Genomic DNA, 15,704 nt, shown 5'->3' with positions numbered 1-15,704 from the left:
GCAACACAAATTGAGATGTTCTGGTACATCGCGCAGCAAGTGTTGATCGGTCTTGCGTGAGTTGAACGGATCGTTGACTCACCTGTTCATGCGGGCCAATTGCGACTCGTTGCATGCTGTGCATGCTGCGCATGCACGCAATGCATGCACTGGACGCTCCTCTGCTACAGCCCCCGCGCTTTCAGGTACTCATCCAGCGCAGCCTCAGTCATGGACGCCTCACTGATCTCACGATCGCCTGTTTCGTAGCGCAACTTGTCAACACCACGACGAAGGCGGTCCTTGGTGGAGGGCTTGATGCGGGTGTTGTGCGTCATCGACAGCTTCTCCTCCTCGTCCTTTCGTCCACTGGCGTCTGCCGGCGGTACCGGGGCCGGTGCAGCAGGAGCCGCAACGGGCGCCGACTCCCCCCTTGGCGGCCGTTCCGGAATGAGTTCTGCGGGATGAGTTTTACGGATCGCAGGTTCGCGTTTGACGCTCATGCCGTGGCTCCGATTACGACAGGCAGTTCAGTGAGGAGATCTGAGTAGGCGACCTTGAGTGTCAGAGCCTTCCCGCCCTTGAACTGGTGAATTGGGGTGTGGTTCGAGTGCGCATCCTGACGGGCTGCGAGTTCCGGGATAACGGTCTTGGCGACGAGGTCGCCGTACGTTTCGCGAAGTTCGTTCTCGCGGAACTCATGCTCACCTGTCGTACGCCTACGGCTGATCACGATCTTGTCGAAGGCAAGTTTCGGGTTCGCGCGTTTGCGGACGGTGTCAATGGTTTGCTCGAGCTTCTGAACGCCACGCACGCTGTCAATTGTCGGCTCGGTGATAGCGACCACGCCATCTGCTGCGATGAGGACGGCAAACAGCACCTTGCCCATATTGGGCGGGCAATCGAAGAGCACAGCGTCGTAGGGCGAAAGATCCAGACCCTCGAAGGCCACGTCGAGGCGGAAAACGAGATCGTTCGATCCGTCCGATTCAATTTTTCCGAGTTCCTCATCCGCGGGAATGAGGTCAACGCCATCCCAGGGTGTCGCGATGATCGCCTCCGCGGCGATACCTTCCCTGGTTTGGTTCATCAGGTGATAGGCGGTCATCATTCCGTCTTCGAGTTCGACGCCCAGTCCACTGGTGGTGTTCCCCTGCTGGTCCATGTCGACAACAAGAGCTTTTCCGCCGACCGCGGTGATGGCGCTGGCGAGTCCGAGTGTGGACGCCGTTTTGCCGACGCCACCCTTCTGGTTGCCCAGTGCGATTTTGCGTGGCTGCATTGCGGACCTTTCGTCGAGTGCGTTCAATCTTGCAAGGCGTGCATTGCGTGCGAAACACGCACGGCATGCGGTACGTGCACTGTTTGCAGTACTCGCGCTGCATGCCTTGGGTGCGCTACATGCGAAACATGCATTGCATGCTTGACTTGCGTTACATGCACCGCCCGCAAGGCACGTCGTGCGTGCGTTAATTGCGCGCCGCGCACCGCGAGCGATGCACGCACACTGTGCATTACGTGCGCGCGTAGCATAACACGCATGTAATGCGTGCAGTTCGTGCGGTGCATTCATCGCGTGTCATGCACGCGGAGTATGCAGTGCGTTGTTCGCATGCGGAGCGCTCCTTGCATGGCATGCGCAGCTCGCATTGCTCGCGGTCCATGCATTCAACGCATGTCGCGCGTGGCATGCAAACCTAGCTATCAGTGCACAATGCGCACTCCATGCGGACAACGCATGACACGCAATGCATGCATGGAACGCATGGAACGCATGGAACGCATGGCGTACGCGACATGCTTTGCGTGCAGTGCATGCAGACTGCACGTTGCATGCACGCATAGCATGCTGTGCGTGCAGATCCCTTGTGTCATGCATAGCATGCTGTGCGTGAATAGCATGCGTTGCATGCACAGCATGCCGTTCCGAAGGAGCGCCCGCATGCATAGCATGCTATGCATGCAAAGTACGCTCAGCATGCACCAGTTTCCCTACATTACTGCAGGTACAGAAGGTTTCCCAGCGCGACGGACAGTACACCGACTCTAACCCCGAGCAAAACCACCTTGAAATGATCCGATACGGTCGACTTGATTCCTCACGGATAGTCGGCATCTGGGTATCCAAATGGCGCGACCAAGAGAGTCTAGCTACCGCTAATCGATCGCGATTTACAAAAGAGGCACGTTGAGGTCGACCGATATCGACTATGAAAACTGGGCATGCCTGCTGTGTTTCCTACTCTCGATCTACCACTCCAAGTCATCAGTGTGATGCAAGAACCTGGCCATCACGCAGGATTTTGCCGACAGTACGCGAGCACAGGCACCGCTTCAACCTTCTACGCGCCGCCAGATTAGCTTAAACATCGGGGCAATCTCGCAGTGCGCTCTGTTGAGACCGAGTTTCCCGGCGGAGAATTCGACGACTGCGGGTTCACTCATCGCAAAAAGTGAACACTTGCCCCTGCTTTCGAAGTTGCGTCGAAGACCGATACAGCCAAGAAGCGTGAAGGATTTTGTACGTCGATTGCAGTGCATAGGCAAATCGTCACCGAAATGACACCCTCATCGACGACAGGAAATGCCCTTCAAATCATGAATGCAGCCGAGTTGGGGGATAGCTTTTGGTTGAAACGAGTCAATGCGGATACGTGTGTGGTGCGGTGAGTGGGAGATCAGGAAGCAGATGTCTACCAAATTTCTTCGGGCTGAGATTCGCCGGTGCTGCCATCCTGGCAATGGAGACCATCAGCAGTCGGCGATCGTGCCCATCTTGGAGGCAAACGAATCGTCACTGTGACGTATTGCGTCCTTATGGATGGATACGTCAAAGCCTCATTTGCCAACAGAATATGAACGAGTTCGGGGAGTTTCTGTGCACTGCAGAGCACTTTGGGACGTCGATTTGACCAATTTCATCGCTAAAGTAGTCCTTGATGAACCCAGGAGGAGCGGGCGGATCCGATACGTCGCCCGAATCCGGGCCTTCAGCCTCAGAAAGCGAACGGAACGGTAGCGAGGATTGGTCGATCTCGAGGCGCTCTCGGCCTGACATCGGAGCCCTTGTTACGGAGGTTCGAGTCCGAAGGATCGCGTGCAGTACACGCGATGCATGCCGTGCATTGCATGCATCGCGTGTACTGCACGCGATGCACGTTCGCTATGCAATGCACACACCCCGTGCAGGTACTGCAAGCATGGTGAGCAGGCGGAAAATTCCATGCAAAAGCTCGTCTTCGTTCATGAGCTCAACGGCGAAGGATGTTCAAACAACGCTCTGACCAGTCCTGGAGTGCCGATACACGTCGTCTACTGATCAAGATCAGAGAGTATTTGTAGTTGGAGGCTGTAGCGCTTCGAGTATCGTGGCCACTTGTCTAGTGCCGCAGATGCTCTTCAGTAACCTTGCGTGTCCCTCTAAGGTTGATTTCTCCTCTCTACCTGTAAAAATAGGTGGGTGCAGATGGCTAGGTCGCACGCTCTGCACGAACGGGAAGCTCACTGCGCAACTCTGTCCACGTCGTGCCAGCATCGCGCAGCGAAGGATATTTCAGCAGCTCAGCGACGAATTTCCCTGAACTACAGTGAATGCGACTGCTCGATCTCCTAGCACGGATGCCTCGGCTACCGCAGGTAGCTCTCCGACTACGTGGTTGTGCGCGCAGTTCCCAACTCTGAGCGGGCGACGCGAATGCGCTTGATGGTGAAGCCTCATCGGACGTTCCCTGCGCTATCGCAGTCGCAGATTCGCTGTCAGATGTGCTCGGATGCCAGCCAGGACTTTCGCGCGATGTTCTGGGTTCGCCGCGGTTTTGGCTCGTTGTGCGTATGTCGTTTCGAGTTGTTCCTGTTCCTTTCGTCGAGCCAAATCTGCGGCTTTGCGCTGCTCGCTGGGCGATTTTCCGGTCCAGTCGATCGCGTCGAGCCTGCGTCTGAGATAGGCCAATGGAGATGTCAGACTGGCAGTCGTCGGCCAGATCCAACCTCGTTGAGCGGTATCTCGTGAGAGAGTGCGGGCAATGTCCCGGCCAGTCCAGCGTGTCGGGTCGACACCCGCGTTTCGAAGGATGTCGCAAACTGCGCCGATGTGACCTGGCGGCGTGAGTGCCGGCGCATGGGTGATGAGTTCTGCGGCTGCTCGTTGGAGTTCGAGGGGCCGCGGTTCCCCTGCGGCTTTGATTTTCATTTTGTTCGTTGGCGCCGGTATTCCCGCGTGTGCGCGTTGGTGAGTTCTTCCTAACGGAAGAACTTCACAAGATAAAAAACCAACACTAGATAGGGTGTCAGTGACCATCGTTGCTGGTGGCACCTGGTTTGTCAGTTCCTGAGAGGCTGAGCCAGTAACTGCGGCCCTGCTGGCTCGGTATCGGAGAGTTCGTTCGACGCTGCGAGAAAGCCGCTTTTTCGGCGCCTTGATCGGCGGTGTCGCTACCACGACGCCACGCGGTGAGGATAGGGACCACGTTGATGCTGCGCGGTGCTGCTGACCCCCGTGGTGAGCCTCTGCGGCGAGGTATTCGAGCGTTTTGAGGTTCCGACCCCGGACGTGTTCAATTCCCATCTCCAGATCAATGAGGACGCGTCGGGCTCGATTGACCGTGGATTCGCTGACTTTGGCGCGTGCGGCGATTGTCGATTTTGCCGCCGTGACTCCGCGGCCGGTCCGGGATTCAGCGAAGTATGCATGCGCTTCCGCGACGGAATATGCCTTGTCAGGCTTGATGAGGCGGCGTGCGCACAGGGCTTTGCCGGCTGGTGTGTTGATGTGATGTCGGAACTGGCGGAGCCATTCGCAGCGCGATGTCCACACAGGTACTCGCGCTTGTTCGGTTGGTTCCACGGGTAGAGCCCAGGAACGCCCGCGCTGGTCAGAGCTCTTGTTGAGTTGTTGTGTCGCAGTATCGATGCGCGCGACCGCCGCGAGGGCAGCATCGACGGCAGTTTGCCATTCGTCGACTTCGGCCGAGCAGGGAACGGTGGGGTGGGTGCTGCTGTGCGACACGCCGAAGGTGGGTGATATGGAATGTGTTGATCTGTATTCAGGGTATGCGTTACCCTGAGACATACCTGCCATAGGTAAGTCCCTTCCAGGGGATGCAGTACGAGCCGAGAAAGCATCTAACTTTCGGAGCTCACCTCTCGAGAATGTTTCGAGAACAGATGACGGAGAACCTGCCAGTTCTCAGTCGAAGTCAAGGACCTGCCAGTCCTTATTCGCCGCGATGCGGTCCGCTCCCTATCACCCCCTTTGGGGGCTTCCGTGCTTTTCAAGAGGTCTGCGCTGTGTAGTTAGGTATCGAGGTCGTTCGTCGACTACGTGGCTACGGGCAGCCTCCGTTCCTGCGAGTCCACTGAAACGTGTGGACTCGCTGTGAGTCGGGAAGTATGTCGAGTCCGTCGATCGCTGGAGGGTGCCTTAGTGGGCACAGGGCTGACCTGGTCGGACTCAAAGATTTCGGGAACGTAAAAGTGTGACCTGAGCGTCGCGCAGGCCGAATTGTGATGTGGATGTGCCGAAAATGACATCGGCAACGCGCCTGTGGGTATGGCGGAATTGCGTTTCTGCGATATCATCGAGTAAGCACCGCCTCTTCCTTAACCGGGTTAGTGGGGGTCGGGGAACTGGGAAGTTCCCGCAATTGCATAAACGGACAGCCCCCGATGCCGCCAAGCCCTGGGGGTTGTTCGCTGTCTAGGGGTAGTTCATGCGCCGACCGCGAGCTGCTCGATGCGGCGCAACGAGCCCGCAGCTTCGACTTCGAGCAGTCGAAGCTGGTCCGGATGCAGCTTGTCGCTGATGTAATCCGGTATGTCGAGTCCGTGAGTGATGGCCAAGATGAGCACGGAGTAGTCCCCAGCAGGGATTCCGAGTTCGGCGGCCCGATCCTCGTACACCTTGTGTTGCTTGAGGGGAGCACGAGTCGCGATGTGTCCGCGAGGTCCCTTGTTGTGCTGTGCCATGAGGAAAGACTAGAACCAATCTGTAACTGATACGGGTAGGCGCGCCCATTCGGTGTGTCGCGTGTTGTTGATGTTGCCATGAGGTTCGCCAATTTTTGGAGTCAATCCGAACTGTTGTGGACCGAAGTCGGTGTGTTCTGGGCAGGGGAGGATGGATGCGGCCGCCGCTGAAAGGTTGGTAACTGTGTGAGTAGAGCTTGACCGTGGCCGGTCCTCGCGGGATTGGATGAGCCAGGTCAACGGCTATGCAGCGCACATAAAGTGTGGCCAGTCATCGGTTTGGGTGACGGCCACCGAAGGTGGAGTGCGAGCCGAACCGCTGGAAGGGTTTGTAATTTCCGTCACATTGAGAATGTGTGTCGCGTTTCGTTCCGGTGATGGCGCTGGTCTCCGCGAACTTTTGGAGTTCTCGAAGACCGCTGAGGTGATCTTCGGCAATGTCAATCCAATCTGGTCTGTCAATGGATTCGATGGCGATTCGATCACCGCAGGACCGCAGTGTGCGACTTCGGCGCGCCAAGTGGGGTACTTGGCACGCATGGTCGTGGACAGTGAACGTTCTGTGTAACGGGCAGTGCTGCAGCGTCTTTCGCAACTGCATGCATTGCATGAGTTGCATGCAGTGCGTGAGTTGCATGCAACTCACGGCATGTAATGCATGCGTCGTTTTTGTTTGACTCAGCAGACGTTGCGTCGTAAGGCGCAAGCTTTGCCTTTTGTATCGCCCACATCGCCCGGAAGTCAAGACAGGCCGCCTTTATCGAATGTCTTGTACTACTACAGTTTTCGACCGATGGTTTGCGACTAAGAATCGCATCGGGTAAATCGTTGTAGCACAGAGATTTTGGGTGCAGGACGATCGGTTCGTCCGCGTGTCGTGGTTGATCGACAGGCAGAAAGCCTCTACGCGGAGTGTGACCTCCGGAGGGCCGGAGAAATTCGAAAATCCAAACCGATCGACGACCATTCCCGACGTCGCTCGCCCTCTCTGGAATCCATCCCATGTTCGATCGTTGAGCTATGGAGGTAGGCCTAGCGGCGCCATCTCTGCTCCGGACTTGCCGGTGCCATATATCATCAATACCGTTGTAAATCAATGATATTCGTGCGTCCCTAAGGGAAACGCCGCAAACTCGGCGGCAGGAGGGCGCGCCCGTGCACAGCACGGACAGACATGGCAGTGTGCGGTGACGAGTCAACAGCCGGTCTCATGCCGCGTGTTCGATCTGCAGGTTGAGCCAATCGGTGATCCACTCGATGGCGTTGTGCCCGGTGCTGTCGACGACGAGTGGGCTGATCCGCTCGAGACCATTCTCAACACGGTTTGATTCTCTGGGGTCTCGTTCAGGCCCAAGTCCGTCGGCACGGCTTGCCTTCAAAGATCCGAGGGTCTACGTGTCTCGCACGCCTATTTCGGGGTCTTCAGGCTTGCTTGGTCTTGGGCATTTCAGAGCGGCGGATCATGATTGGGTCGTGCTGCCAGGATCGGGGATATTCGATTCAATGTCAAGTAAAAGTGGTGGCGTGATAGGTCGATACTCATTGTAAGACAGTGGCATTGGCTGGTAGATCAAAGGTCCCAGAAGTCGAGTAGTGCTGTTCGCAGGCTAGGGGAGCGGACGTAGTGGTCGGTTCGCAGTCTCGACCCTGGGTGTCCGAGTTCGGTGAGTCGACTCTCGGAATCTGTGAGGGGGAGCGGAGACAGATCGGTTCGGATACGGAGGAAGTGTAAGACTGCTCCGCCTGCGCGCGGGATTCGGATTGATTCGGAGACTACAACGGCCGGCGGGTAAATCCACTCGTTGTCGGCGGAGACAAAGACGATCACGTCGCCGCGCTTGATACTGCTGGGATTTTCTAGGCGCAGCGATTCAAGTTGGTACTTTGCCGCTGGTCCGGCCGTGGTCCGCTTCCCCGGTTGCTGCTTGTGCATCACCTTTTGTTCGGTGGGGCTGGGTTCGTAGTCGACTACGTGTTTGATGAACATCCGGGTGAGCGGCGAGGGTAGAAAATCGGCTTCGAGGTCGTGGACGCGACCGCTGATACCGGGGATTGGTACGGCGCGGCCGATTTCCCATTCCCGGGTGGCGTTGTCGATGAATACTTGATCGACCTTGGTGATCTCGTCGATGTTGTCGATGAACGTGCGGACCTGGGAGAGGATCTTGGGATCGTCGGTGATGATGACGGCATCCTGGGCGAATATGGAGTTCACGGAGGCATTCGCCGAGCCGATCACCGCTAGTCGGTTCGTGGCGATCACGTTGGCGTGAAGAGTTGGCGATGACAGGACCCGTACATCCCTGCCGAGGTAGTACGCGAGAATGGCAGGGGAGGTGGCATGCGCGCGAAGTGCCGCTTTGGAAGCGTTGACGATCAGGACGTCCCCGGCGCGCAGCGGAAGTAGTTCAGGTGCTTCCAGGTCGAGGTAGGCGATCGCGGCCAGGCGTGCACCTCGTGGGCGGATTGCGCGGGTGATGTGCGGCCACGGGTCCGGGCCGTGGAAGGTTGTCCCCATACTGGAACGGTAACGCGAGAGTCAGGGGAACTAGGTCGTTGGCTGTGTCCGTTGGGTCGGTTCGGGTGTGTTCTGCATTGCGCTTCCGTGCAGATTCCAGTTCACGTTCTGCGACATGTTCGGTGATATCAAAGGAAATCGAAGACATACGGGTCGCGCACCAACTGCGTGCTGAGAGCGATCGCAGTTTCCGGCCGAAAGATGATCCTGGAAATTTGAGGGCGCCGCACCGTTTCGGCGACAGACCGTTGTTGATCTGATTCTGCAGCACGTTGCAGGACTGGCAGTGCTTGGCTGTTGTTCCGGCATGCCAATCCCGGCCGGACTGATCGCCCAGTTTGTCGAGTGAGACCGTCACATGGCCCACGGCAATTGGCCAACGGGTTGTTGGCCAATTGCGTCCCTGTTCCAGGTACTCGGGATCTGCCGCGAGGATTTCAAGTTGGTTTTAGATGAATCGAATGCGTTGCGCCGCATAAGGGTACGCAGCGCAGGTAGGAACGATGTAGTATCGCCACTAGTGCATCGCAGTGGAAAGTCGTTCACGGACCGAGATTTCGCCAATTTCAGCGCTAGCAGGGCCCAGAGGAAGTGCGATATGAGGGCCCAGCCGGTGGGGTTGTCCACCAGTGAACATCGGTAGGGGACGTCCGCCTATGCGCCCCTCCGGGATTCGCCGGCAACGAACTGGCAGCTTGCTTGCGATCCGCGCGCCCCCTCTCTTTGACCTTTTCTGCGTACAGCTGCAGCAACCTTGGGATTGTGTTCGTCGGATTTGGAATTTTATATTGTTGTGGTGCTGTCTGTTTCGCTGTTTTTAGAGGTCTCCTGAGCGTGGGCGGATTGCGTTTCCGGTTCCGGGGATGGTCGGTTTCATTCGGCGCCAGCAGTTGGATTGACAGAAGAGCTGCGCTGCAGGTGAGCGCAGGTCGGGTAGTTCGTGTCGGCCGGAGTCCGATTAGATTGATTGTCGCGACGCCCAACTGTGCGGGTCGTTCTCCACTTCGCTTCTGTTGCAGTCTGTTAACTCGGTGACTCGACGATCCACACCGAGTTAGTCGGGCGGTACGGTACGTGCGCCCGGACATGTCAGAGCACTTCGCACGGCGGGTGAGGGAACGGATCCCCTGCCCGTGCCGTTGTGCGACGGCGACGTATTGTTCAGGGTTGTTTCGTGTCGGGGAGTCCGCCAGGCGTGCGCGTGAGTCGTCATGTGTTGCCTTCCTTTTGCTGACTGGTGGGTTCGGTGTGGTGATGCCATATCGGATTGGTCGGATCATCTTGGTTTCGGCCACATGCTGGGCGGAGGGCATCCCTCGATTCAATGTTGTTGTCGTTGGGGTCTTGGCGTGCCCGTTGCGTAGCGGGTAGTGATTTGACCTAGGTGTTTTGGGGCTTGCTGTTGGCGGAGATAGCCATGCGAGGTGTTGGTCCGTTTGCGCGGACTCCAGGAGCTTCGTGTGTCAAATTGTTAGCTTTGATCTGCAACTTCTTCTATGATGGTGGAATTGCTGGAGACGGGACGAGTGATGGTTGCAGCAGCGGTGGCGTCTCGGGTTCCGCAGCGTCAGGTGAGACCGGGTTCTGCGCGCGCTCGAGTGTTGGGTTCGTCGGAGCGGTTTTGGCATCATGACGAACTCCCCGGAGCGTCGAAGACAATCAGCAACGTGCTCTCCGAGCTTGTCCGCGAGGGTGAATTGTTTCCGGTGCGGCGCGGCGTGTACTGGCGTGGGGTGAAGACGTCGTTGGGTATGAGTCCGCCGCCGGACTCCGCGGTGGTGGCAGAGTTGGTGGGCGATATGAAGGGTGTTGGTCCTGCGGGGTTGTCCGCGGCGAGCGCGTTGCGGTTGTCGACGCAGGTTCCCCGGTTCCGGCAGATCGCTGTGCCCGGTAGGGCGCCGGTAGGGACATCGACGGTGAAATTTGTGACTCGTTCGGCGCGGCAGGGTCGTGTCAAGGCTGATCTGACCGGTCTCGAGGTGGCTTTTCTGGAAGTGCTCGGTGATTTGTCGGTCAGTGAACTCAGTGCGCAGTTGTCGTGGGACCGATTGCTCGAGGTACTCGGATCCGAATCGGTACGCCCGGAGAAGTTGGCGGTCGCTGCGGTGACGGAGCCAGGCGTCACCCGTGCTCGGTTGCGGGCGATGTTGACGAGTTGTGGGCGGGATCGGTTGTCGGCGCGGATCCCGCCGGCGGACAAGAGGACCGCGGCGCGGGCCCTCGATTTCGAGCACGAGAAGTGAGTTCGCGCCCGGTCATGTTGCGGCGGAACGATAATGAGTCGATCTTCTCTCAGGCAGTAGCTGCGGCAGCATCGAAATTGAACATTTCGGAGTTGGCAGTCGCCAAGGATTACTGGTTCTGTAAGACGCAAAAGCTGCATTCGACGGCAACGAAGCGGCGCGCTTCGACACAGTCATAGCAATGAAGGAACGAATCCGCTCGACATTCGGAACCACCCCTAGTCACGATGAAGGTTATTCCGACGTCGTGGACGAGATCGCAGAGGCGTTGATTGCATGAGCATCCCCAAAGCAAAAGCAGTCCCAAAGCAAAAGCAGTTCCACAACTTGGCCCGAAAGGGCAAATGCCAACGGCCACAACTGCACCCACCGCGCCCTCGGTGTCGTCCAGCTTCAAAGAGCCGGATGCCGACCGCTCCAAACTGACAGTCAACATCGACGCTGAACTGCACAGACGCTTCAAAGCCGCAGTCGCTGGAAGCGACAAGAAGATGCGGGATGTCGTCGAAGAAATGATCGAGCAATGGACTGACGCAAATACAAAGCGCACCTGAAAACTACGCACAAGGAGCCTCACCGGCTTGCACCCGGCGATGCTCCGCACCGGGAAACACCCTTAGGAAGGAACCCCCCCTATCATGACCAACTTTAGTCTGCGGGCCATGCGGACCCAGCCGCGAGCAGTGCCATTCGCGCTGGCCCTGACGATTCTCGCTGTACTCGTATTCTCATTCGCTGCGGTACGTGACTTTGCCGTGCAGGCAGGCATACCGGAGCACCTTGCATGGCTATTTCCTGTCCTCATAGACGGCATGATCGCCGGCTCGATCATTGTAATGCTCTTCCTCCGCCACCTCGAGACGAGAGAGCAACGGGCCGGCTCAGAAGCCAAGCGCAACTGAGCAGTTCGATACATCAGAAAAGAGGAACCCCACCTGCGCATTGCAGTTCCGGTTCACCGAGAGAGTATGTGGGACCCGTGATCTTTGGACTCCGTGATTGCAACTCCGATTCGGTTCGGATCGTGTCACGGTTAACTCCTTGACGATAAGTCGGAGCTGTACGTCATCCGTGCAGCAGACCTTCTTCTGAAATGCGTAGATGGTCGAGCTCTGGGTGTGAATCCCATCCTTGGCGGCTCTGGCAGTGTTTTCGAAGCCTTGGATTGTGCCGGAGTTGACCGCTGGAGTCAGCATCGCCCGAATGCTGTTCGGTATGAGATTTTGTCGGTGTGGGCGGGTGCACCTTGCGGAGTCCGGGGCCGCAAGGTGATACTAGATGCAGTATCAGTCGTGCATGGGGAGAGAGACAAGCTGCTGGCGCGAATGCGGAGCGCACCGCAGAACGTCACTTACGACGAACTGTTCGCACTCTGTATCGACGTCTTCGGCCAGGCCCGACAAAACGCTGGTTCACACGCCAAGCTCCAGACGCCCTGGCCCGGGCCGCGCATCAACATCCAAAAGGGTGCGGGTGGCAAGGCCGAGCAGTACCAGGTCGGTCAGGTTTTGGCGGCAATCGAACGTATGGAAGGAGAAGCGCAGTGATCCCTTCAGTGGAGCACTACACATACCGAGTTGAGTGGTACGAGCCCGACGGAGAGTTCCTGGGAACCTGCACGGAGTTCCCTGGCTTGTCATGGCTTGCAGATACTCAAGCAGCCGCTCTGGACGGCATCCGCACAGCAGTTGCCGAAACGCTCGAGGACATGGCAGAGACCGGTGAGCGGATCCCCGAACCGCTCAGTGAGCGTGGATATTCGGGAAAGTTTCAGGTGCGGATCACGCCGACCTTGCACCGGAAGCTTGCCCGCGACGCCGCTGAGGAAGGTGTGTCGCTTAACGCGTTGGTCTCCGAACGTCTCGCCTCTGCCTGCTCGATGGGCGTTGGGTCGGGAAAGTTGTCGTCGACGACGGCCGGAAACTAGTCCATTCCCTCCGTAACGTTATGTGGCGTGCTGGATTTGGAGGGTGAACCAGTCGGTGAGCCATTGGATTGCGTTGCGGCCGGAGTTGTCGACGGTGAGTTGCGTGTAGTTGGTGTGTGCGCCGGAGGCGACGAACGTGGCGGCGTCGAGTCCTTGGCCGACGAGTGCTGTTAGGTCTTCCGCGTCTTGTGTTTCGGCCATTGTGGTCAGGGAGCTGGTTAGTCCGCTCAAGTCCATGTTCTGGGTTTGGCGGCTGATCTGCGTGGACGAGACGGATGGGGAACTTTCTTTGCCCAGTAGTGATGTGTCGGTCTGTTTTGGGTTGCCGGTGATCATTGTTGTTGCGGCGGAGGCGAGGTCGAGTCCGATCGGGAGTAGTCCGGCGAGTGCGGCGGGGTTTCCTTCGAGTACCTGCCAGGCGATTTCTTGGATCTGTCCGACGTTGTTGGCGATCGCGATGATGTCGACTCCGGAGAGAAAGTCGCAGACGGCGGTCGCGATCTGCGTGGTGCCGGTCGGGTCCGGGATGGCGGAGAGGATCTGCGAAATCCATGTGAGGTCGACGTCGGCGGCCATTTTCACCAGTGGTGCGAATTGGTTGTTGAGGTCTCCTGCGATCTGGTGGGCTCCGGGGACATCGAGAGCGGCCACTTTCTGCGGCAGCATCGCGAGATTATTCAGGATCGCTGGGTAGTTGATGGAGGTGATGCCGGTGGCGATGTTGAGGACTTGATCGACTACGACCTGTGCCTTGAGGACTGACAGCACGCTCGATGCCTGGCCGAGGATCTCCGGCGGTGTGGTGGCTAGGGGCGCTACTTGGTTGCTTAGTGCCGCGGCGGTGGCGGCGAGCGTGCCGGCTTCCGGTGAACTTGTCGTCAGGGATGTGTTCCCTGTGTCGATCAATTGCGTTGCAGTGGACGCGATCCTGTTTACGTTTGACAACGCGACCGACAGATCCGAATCGTGGGCGTCTGCGAGTACTTGGTTGGCCGCGTTTTTCGGGGTACCTGCTGGGGCGCTGGACAGGTTGCTGGTCGACTCCGGGTTCGCAGTCCCGGAAGTGAGAAGGTCCGCCAACGGGCTCAAGGTGCCCAGCAATGACGTTGCGCTGTGGGCGATGTTCGAGATGTTGATTGCTTGACCTGCGGGAGGATTGACCGCTGCTGTCAGGTCTGCAACGTCGGCGCCGATGCCGCTGAGGTCGGCGTGGGAGAAATCGGACGTCAGTGCCGTTGCCAGACGTGAGCCGCTGCCGACGATTGTGGAGTCGGGTGATGCGCCGGGTGACTTACTCAGGACGGTTCCGAGCGCTCCGAGAACACTGTTGCGGCCTTTGTCGATGGAGCAGTAGAGGTCTTTCGGGTCGCAGATGGTCGCGACTCGTCCTGTGAGCGTGCCCATTCCCTGGGGGCGGGGGTCTGCGATTCCGGTTCCGGCGGCGGATGGGCCGACGACGGATTCCCCGGCGGTTCCTCGGCCGGGGTCCGCGAGCAGTCCGACGGCGAGGACCTTGTCGGCGCTGATCGGGCCTTTCTCGTTTCCGATGGCGGAGGCGATGTCTCCGGTGGCATCGGCGCCTTGGGAGTAGCCGGAGAAGATGAATTCCGTCTGGGGGCATTTCGCGGCGACAGTGCTTACTTTGTCGTTGATGGCGTCGATTGCCGTTGTTTTGCTGTCGCCGTAGGTTTTTCCTTGATCGAATGCGGATGCAGCGTACGGGGTGTAGAACAGTTCGACTGTGTCGCCGTATGTCGATTTCAGCGTGTTTCCCACTGTTGCGAGCATTCCGACGGGAACGCCGGGATCGGCGTCGGACGTGGTTTCCCACGTCCCCGGGGTCATCACCGCAAGGACCTCGGTGCATCCAGCCGGTGTCGCGGATGCGAGTGAGGGAACCGTGAGCGCTAAAGTTCCGGCTCCGAGCGTGGACATGGCGAGCCCGAGTGTTAGTGCGTGGCGGCTGGAATCGGTCTTTCTGGTACGTCGACGGCTCGATGATGTTGGTGCGTTGTACATGTGGGTACCTCATCTGCCGCCGGAGAATGCTTGCCCGGCAGATGAGGTGGAGTCCGTTTCTGCCGGGATGATTGTGCGTTCAGTGTCGACGGCGGTGGGTACGGACGACAAAGTCACTGTGGATAACTTCGCCGGTTGGCTGGTGAACGAGAGGCCAATGTGTTGGGGAGGATGGGTCGGTACCTCTAGTGATCGGGAGCTGACTACGCCCATCCTCCGCGGGTGGATGTTCTTTGAGCGCCAAATTATCAATGCTGCGTATTTTTCTAGGGACTAGGGTCCCGGGATTGGCGCTTGACGCAGTCTCTCGATCAGGAAGCTCGTCGGCCAGTGGGTGCGATCAGCAGACCGACGAGAGTCCAGTTGCTCCAAGGGACCGGGTGGGGAATCAGCGCGCCTAGAGGGCTGTTTCACCGCAGGGAGAAACCATGTGTGGGGTTCACAGTGGCGCCAGCATGGGGAGTAGGGCGGCGCCCGCGGATACGATAATGCCTGCGGCGCCGGCAACGATGCCGAGTAGGGCCCGTAGCGAGGCTGCTTCGTCATCGGCGACCGCGGGCCGTGACGTGGCGACGGTGCCGCACACCGCGGCGGCTACTCCCAGTACGAAGCCGAGTCCGACCATCCAGAACGCCGCAATGGACAGTGCCCCCAGGGTGATCGACGCCGCGGGTAACCGCGAGCGGTGTTGCTGCTGCGTGTCGTTGTCGCCGTAGGAGGCACACGGGAGGTTGTCGGTGTGGCGGCTGTGGGGGACGGTGGTCATGCTCCTCCTTCGTGTCGTCGGTAGTCGTGTCGACGGGCATCTGTCGGCATTCGCGGTCCGGGGATGTCTTCGGTCTGTTCGATCGAAGAATTCGCGCGGGGGTGGTCGAGACCGCGTCTGTGGCTGATCGTCGCGATCGGCCGAAGGCCAGTGGCTTGTGACGGACTCGGCCAGGGCCTTTGCTTGTGGCGTAGGCCTCATCAAAATTTAGCACTCATGCACGTCGAGTGCTAACTCTTTTCACTAAGTAACTTTCACCGGCCGCTGATATCGACCAGATTGTCGTTC

Annotated in this window: 13 protein-coding genes; 6 read left to right on the top strand and 7 right to left on the bottom strand. The window is 58.4% G+C overall.

Annotated features, from left to right (window positions below; all coding sequences use genetic code 11):
• Positions 1-164: 164 nt before the first annotated feature.
• From EEB13_RS29885 to EEB13_RS29870, 4 genes are all read right to left on the bottom strand, one after another.
• Positions 165-482, bottom strand: a complete 318-nt coding sequence (locus EEB13_RS29885; RefSeq protein ID WP_045063506.1) for a hypothetical protein — start codon at positions 480-482, stop codon at positions 165-167.
• Positions 479-1,261, bottom strand: coding sequence for a ParA family protein (locus EEB13_RS29880; RefSeq protein ID WP_045063507.1), 783 nt, complete (start codon positions 1,259-1,261; stop codon positions 479-481). Before EEB13_RS29880 ends, EEB13_RS29885 begins: the two co-directional genes overlap by 4 nt.
• A gap of 2,451 nt (positions 1,262-3,712) precedes the next feature.
• Positions 3,713-4,168 carry a hypothetical protein gene (locus EEB13_RS29875; RefSeq protein ID WP_141486942.1) on the bottom strand — a complete coding sequence of 152 codons (456 nt, stop codon included), beginning with the start codon at positions 4,166-4,168 and terminating at the stop codon, positions 3,713-3,715.
• A gap of 1,517 nt (positions 4,169-5,685) precedes the next feature.
• Complete coding sequence (locus tag EEB13_RS29870; protein ID WP_032399694.1) at positions 5,686-5,943, bottom strand: hypothetical protein; 258 nt, start codon at positions 5,941-5,943, stop codon at positions 5,686-5,688.
• A gap of 1,187 nt (positions 5,944-7,130) precedes the next feature.
• On the opposite strand from EEB13_RS29870, the gene EEB13_RS31710 reads away from it, so the two are divergent.
• On the top strand, positions 7,131-7,271 hold the full coding sequence (locus tag EEB13_RS31710) for a hypothetical protein (RefSeq protein WP_162487708.1): 141 nt from the start codon (positions 7,131-7,133) through the stop codon (positions 7,269-7,271).
• A gap of 242 nt (positions 7,272-7,513) precedes the next feature.
• On the opposite strand, the gene EEB13_RS29865 is transcribed toward EEB13_RS31710, so the two are convergent.
• The gene (locus EEB13_RS29865; protein ID WP_045063515.1) at positions 7,514-8,461 is read right to left on the bottom strand and encodes a hypothetical protein; all 948 of its coding nucleotides are present in this window, start codon (positions 8,459-8,461) and stop codon (positions 7,514-7,516) included.
• A gap of 1,496 nt (positions 8,462-9,957) precedes the next feature.
• Between EEB13_RS29865 and EEB13_RS29855 the strand changes: the two genes are divergently transcribed.
• The 5 genes from EEB13_RS29855 to EEB13_RS29830 all read left to right on the top strand — a co-directional run bounded on the left by EEB13_RS29855 (position 9,958) and on the right by EEB13_RS29830 (position 12,631).
• Entirely contained in the window at positions 9,958-10,704 is a 747-nt protein-coding gene (locus EEB13_RS29855; protein WP_052683282.1) for a hypothetical protein, read from the top strand.
• 344 nt (positions 10,705-11,048) lie between these two features.
• Positions 11,049-11,258, top strand: a complete 210-nt coding sequence (locus tag EEB13_RS29845) for a plasmid partition protein ParG (RefSeq protein ID WP_045063520.1) — start codon at positions 11,049-11,051, stop codon at positions 11,256-11,258.
• 84 nt (positions 11,259-11,342) lie between these two features.
• Complete coding sequence (locus EEB13_RS29840) at positions 11,343-11,606, top strand: DUF2637 domain-containing protein (RefSeq protein ID WP_045063522.1); 264 nt, start codon at positions 11,343-11,345, stop codon at positions 11,604-11,606.
• Between the two features lie 390 nt (positions 11,607-11,996).
• The gene (locus EEB13_RS29835) at positions 11,997-12,251 is read left to right on the top strand and encodes a hypothetical protein (protein WP_239654562.1); all 255 of its coding nucleotides are present in this window, start codon (positions 11,997-11,999) and stop codon (positions 12,249-12,251) included.
• Positions 12,248-12,631 (top strand): type II toxin-antitoxin system HicB family antitoxin, encoded by a 384-nt coding sequence (locus EEB13_RS29830; protein WP_045063526.1) that lies wholly within the window; start codon positions 12,248-12,250, stop codon positions 12,629-12,631. The genes EEB13_RS29835 and EEB13_RS29830 overlap by 4 nt, the downstream gene beginning before the upstream one ends.
• 18 nt (positions 12,632-12,649) lie before the next feature.
• Here EEB13_RS29830 and EEB13_RS29825 read toward each other — a convergent pair whose 3' ends face one another.
• Positions 12,650-14,650 carry a cutinase family protein gene (locus EEB13_RS29825; RefSeq protein WP_315985042.1) on the bottom strand — a complete coding sequence of 667 codons (2,001 nt, stop codon included), beginning with the start codon at positions 14,648-14,650 and terminating at the stop codon, positions 12,650-12,652.
• A 439-nt stretch (positions 14,651-15,089) separates the two neighbouring features.
• Positions 15,090-15,416, bottom strand: a complete 327-nt coding sequence (locus EEB13_RS32175) for a hypothetical protein (RefSeq protein WP_045063533.1) — start codon at positions 15,414-15,416, stop codon at positions 15,090-15,092.
• Positions 15,417-15,704 lie beyond the last annotated feature (288 nt).

This window comes from Rhodococcus sp. WS3, assembly GCF_003797085.1.
Lineage (GTDB): Bacteria > Actinomycetota > Actinomycetes > Mycobacteriales > Mycobacteriaceae > Rhodococcus_F > Rhodococcus_F globerula.
This window is presented reverse-complemented; position numbering and strand designations above follow the sequence as displayed.

Coding starts and splice junctions, on each gene's coding strand:
- EEB13_RS32175 (WP_045063533.1), bottom strand. CDS start 15,416: ATGACCACCGTCCCCCACAGCCGCCACACCGACAACCTCCCGTGTGCC.
- EEB13_RS29855 (WP_052683282.1), top strand. CDS start 9,958: ATGATGGTGGAATTGCTGGAGACGGGACGAGTGATGGTTGCAGCAGCG.
- EEB13_RS29885 (WP_045063506.1), bottom strand. CDS start 482: ATGAGCGTCAAACGCGAACCTGCGATCCGTAAAACTCATCCCGCAGAA.
- EEB13_RS29870 (WP_032399694.1), bottom strand. CDS start 5,943: ATGGCACAGCACAACAAGGGACCTCGCGGACACATCGCGACTCGTGCT.
- EEB13_RS29840 (WP_045063522.1), top strand. CDS start 11,343: ATGACCAACTTTAGTCTGCGGGCCATGCGGACCCAGCCGCGAGCAGTG.
- EEB13_RS29845 (WP_045063520.1), top strand. CDS start 11,049: ATGCCAACGGCCACAACTGCACCCACCGCGCCCTCGGTGTCGTCCAGC.
- EEB13_RS29825 (WP_315985042.1), bottom strand. CDS start 14,650: ATGTACAACGCACCAACATCATCGAGCCGTCGACGTACCAGAAAGACC.
- EEB13_RS29865 (WP_045063515.1), bottom strand. CDS start 8,461: ATGGGGACAACCTTCCACGGCCCGGACCCGTGGCCGCACATCACCCGC.
- EEB13_RS29875 (WP_141486942.1), bottom strand. CDS start 4,168: ATGAAAATCAAAGCCGCAGGGGAACCGCGGCCCCTCGAACTCCAACGA.
- EEB13_RS29880 (WP_045063507.1), bottom strand. CDS start 1,261: ATGCAGCCACGCAAAATCGCACTGGGCAACCAGAAGGGTGGCGTCGGC.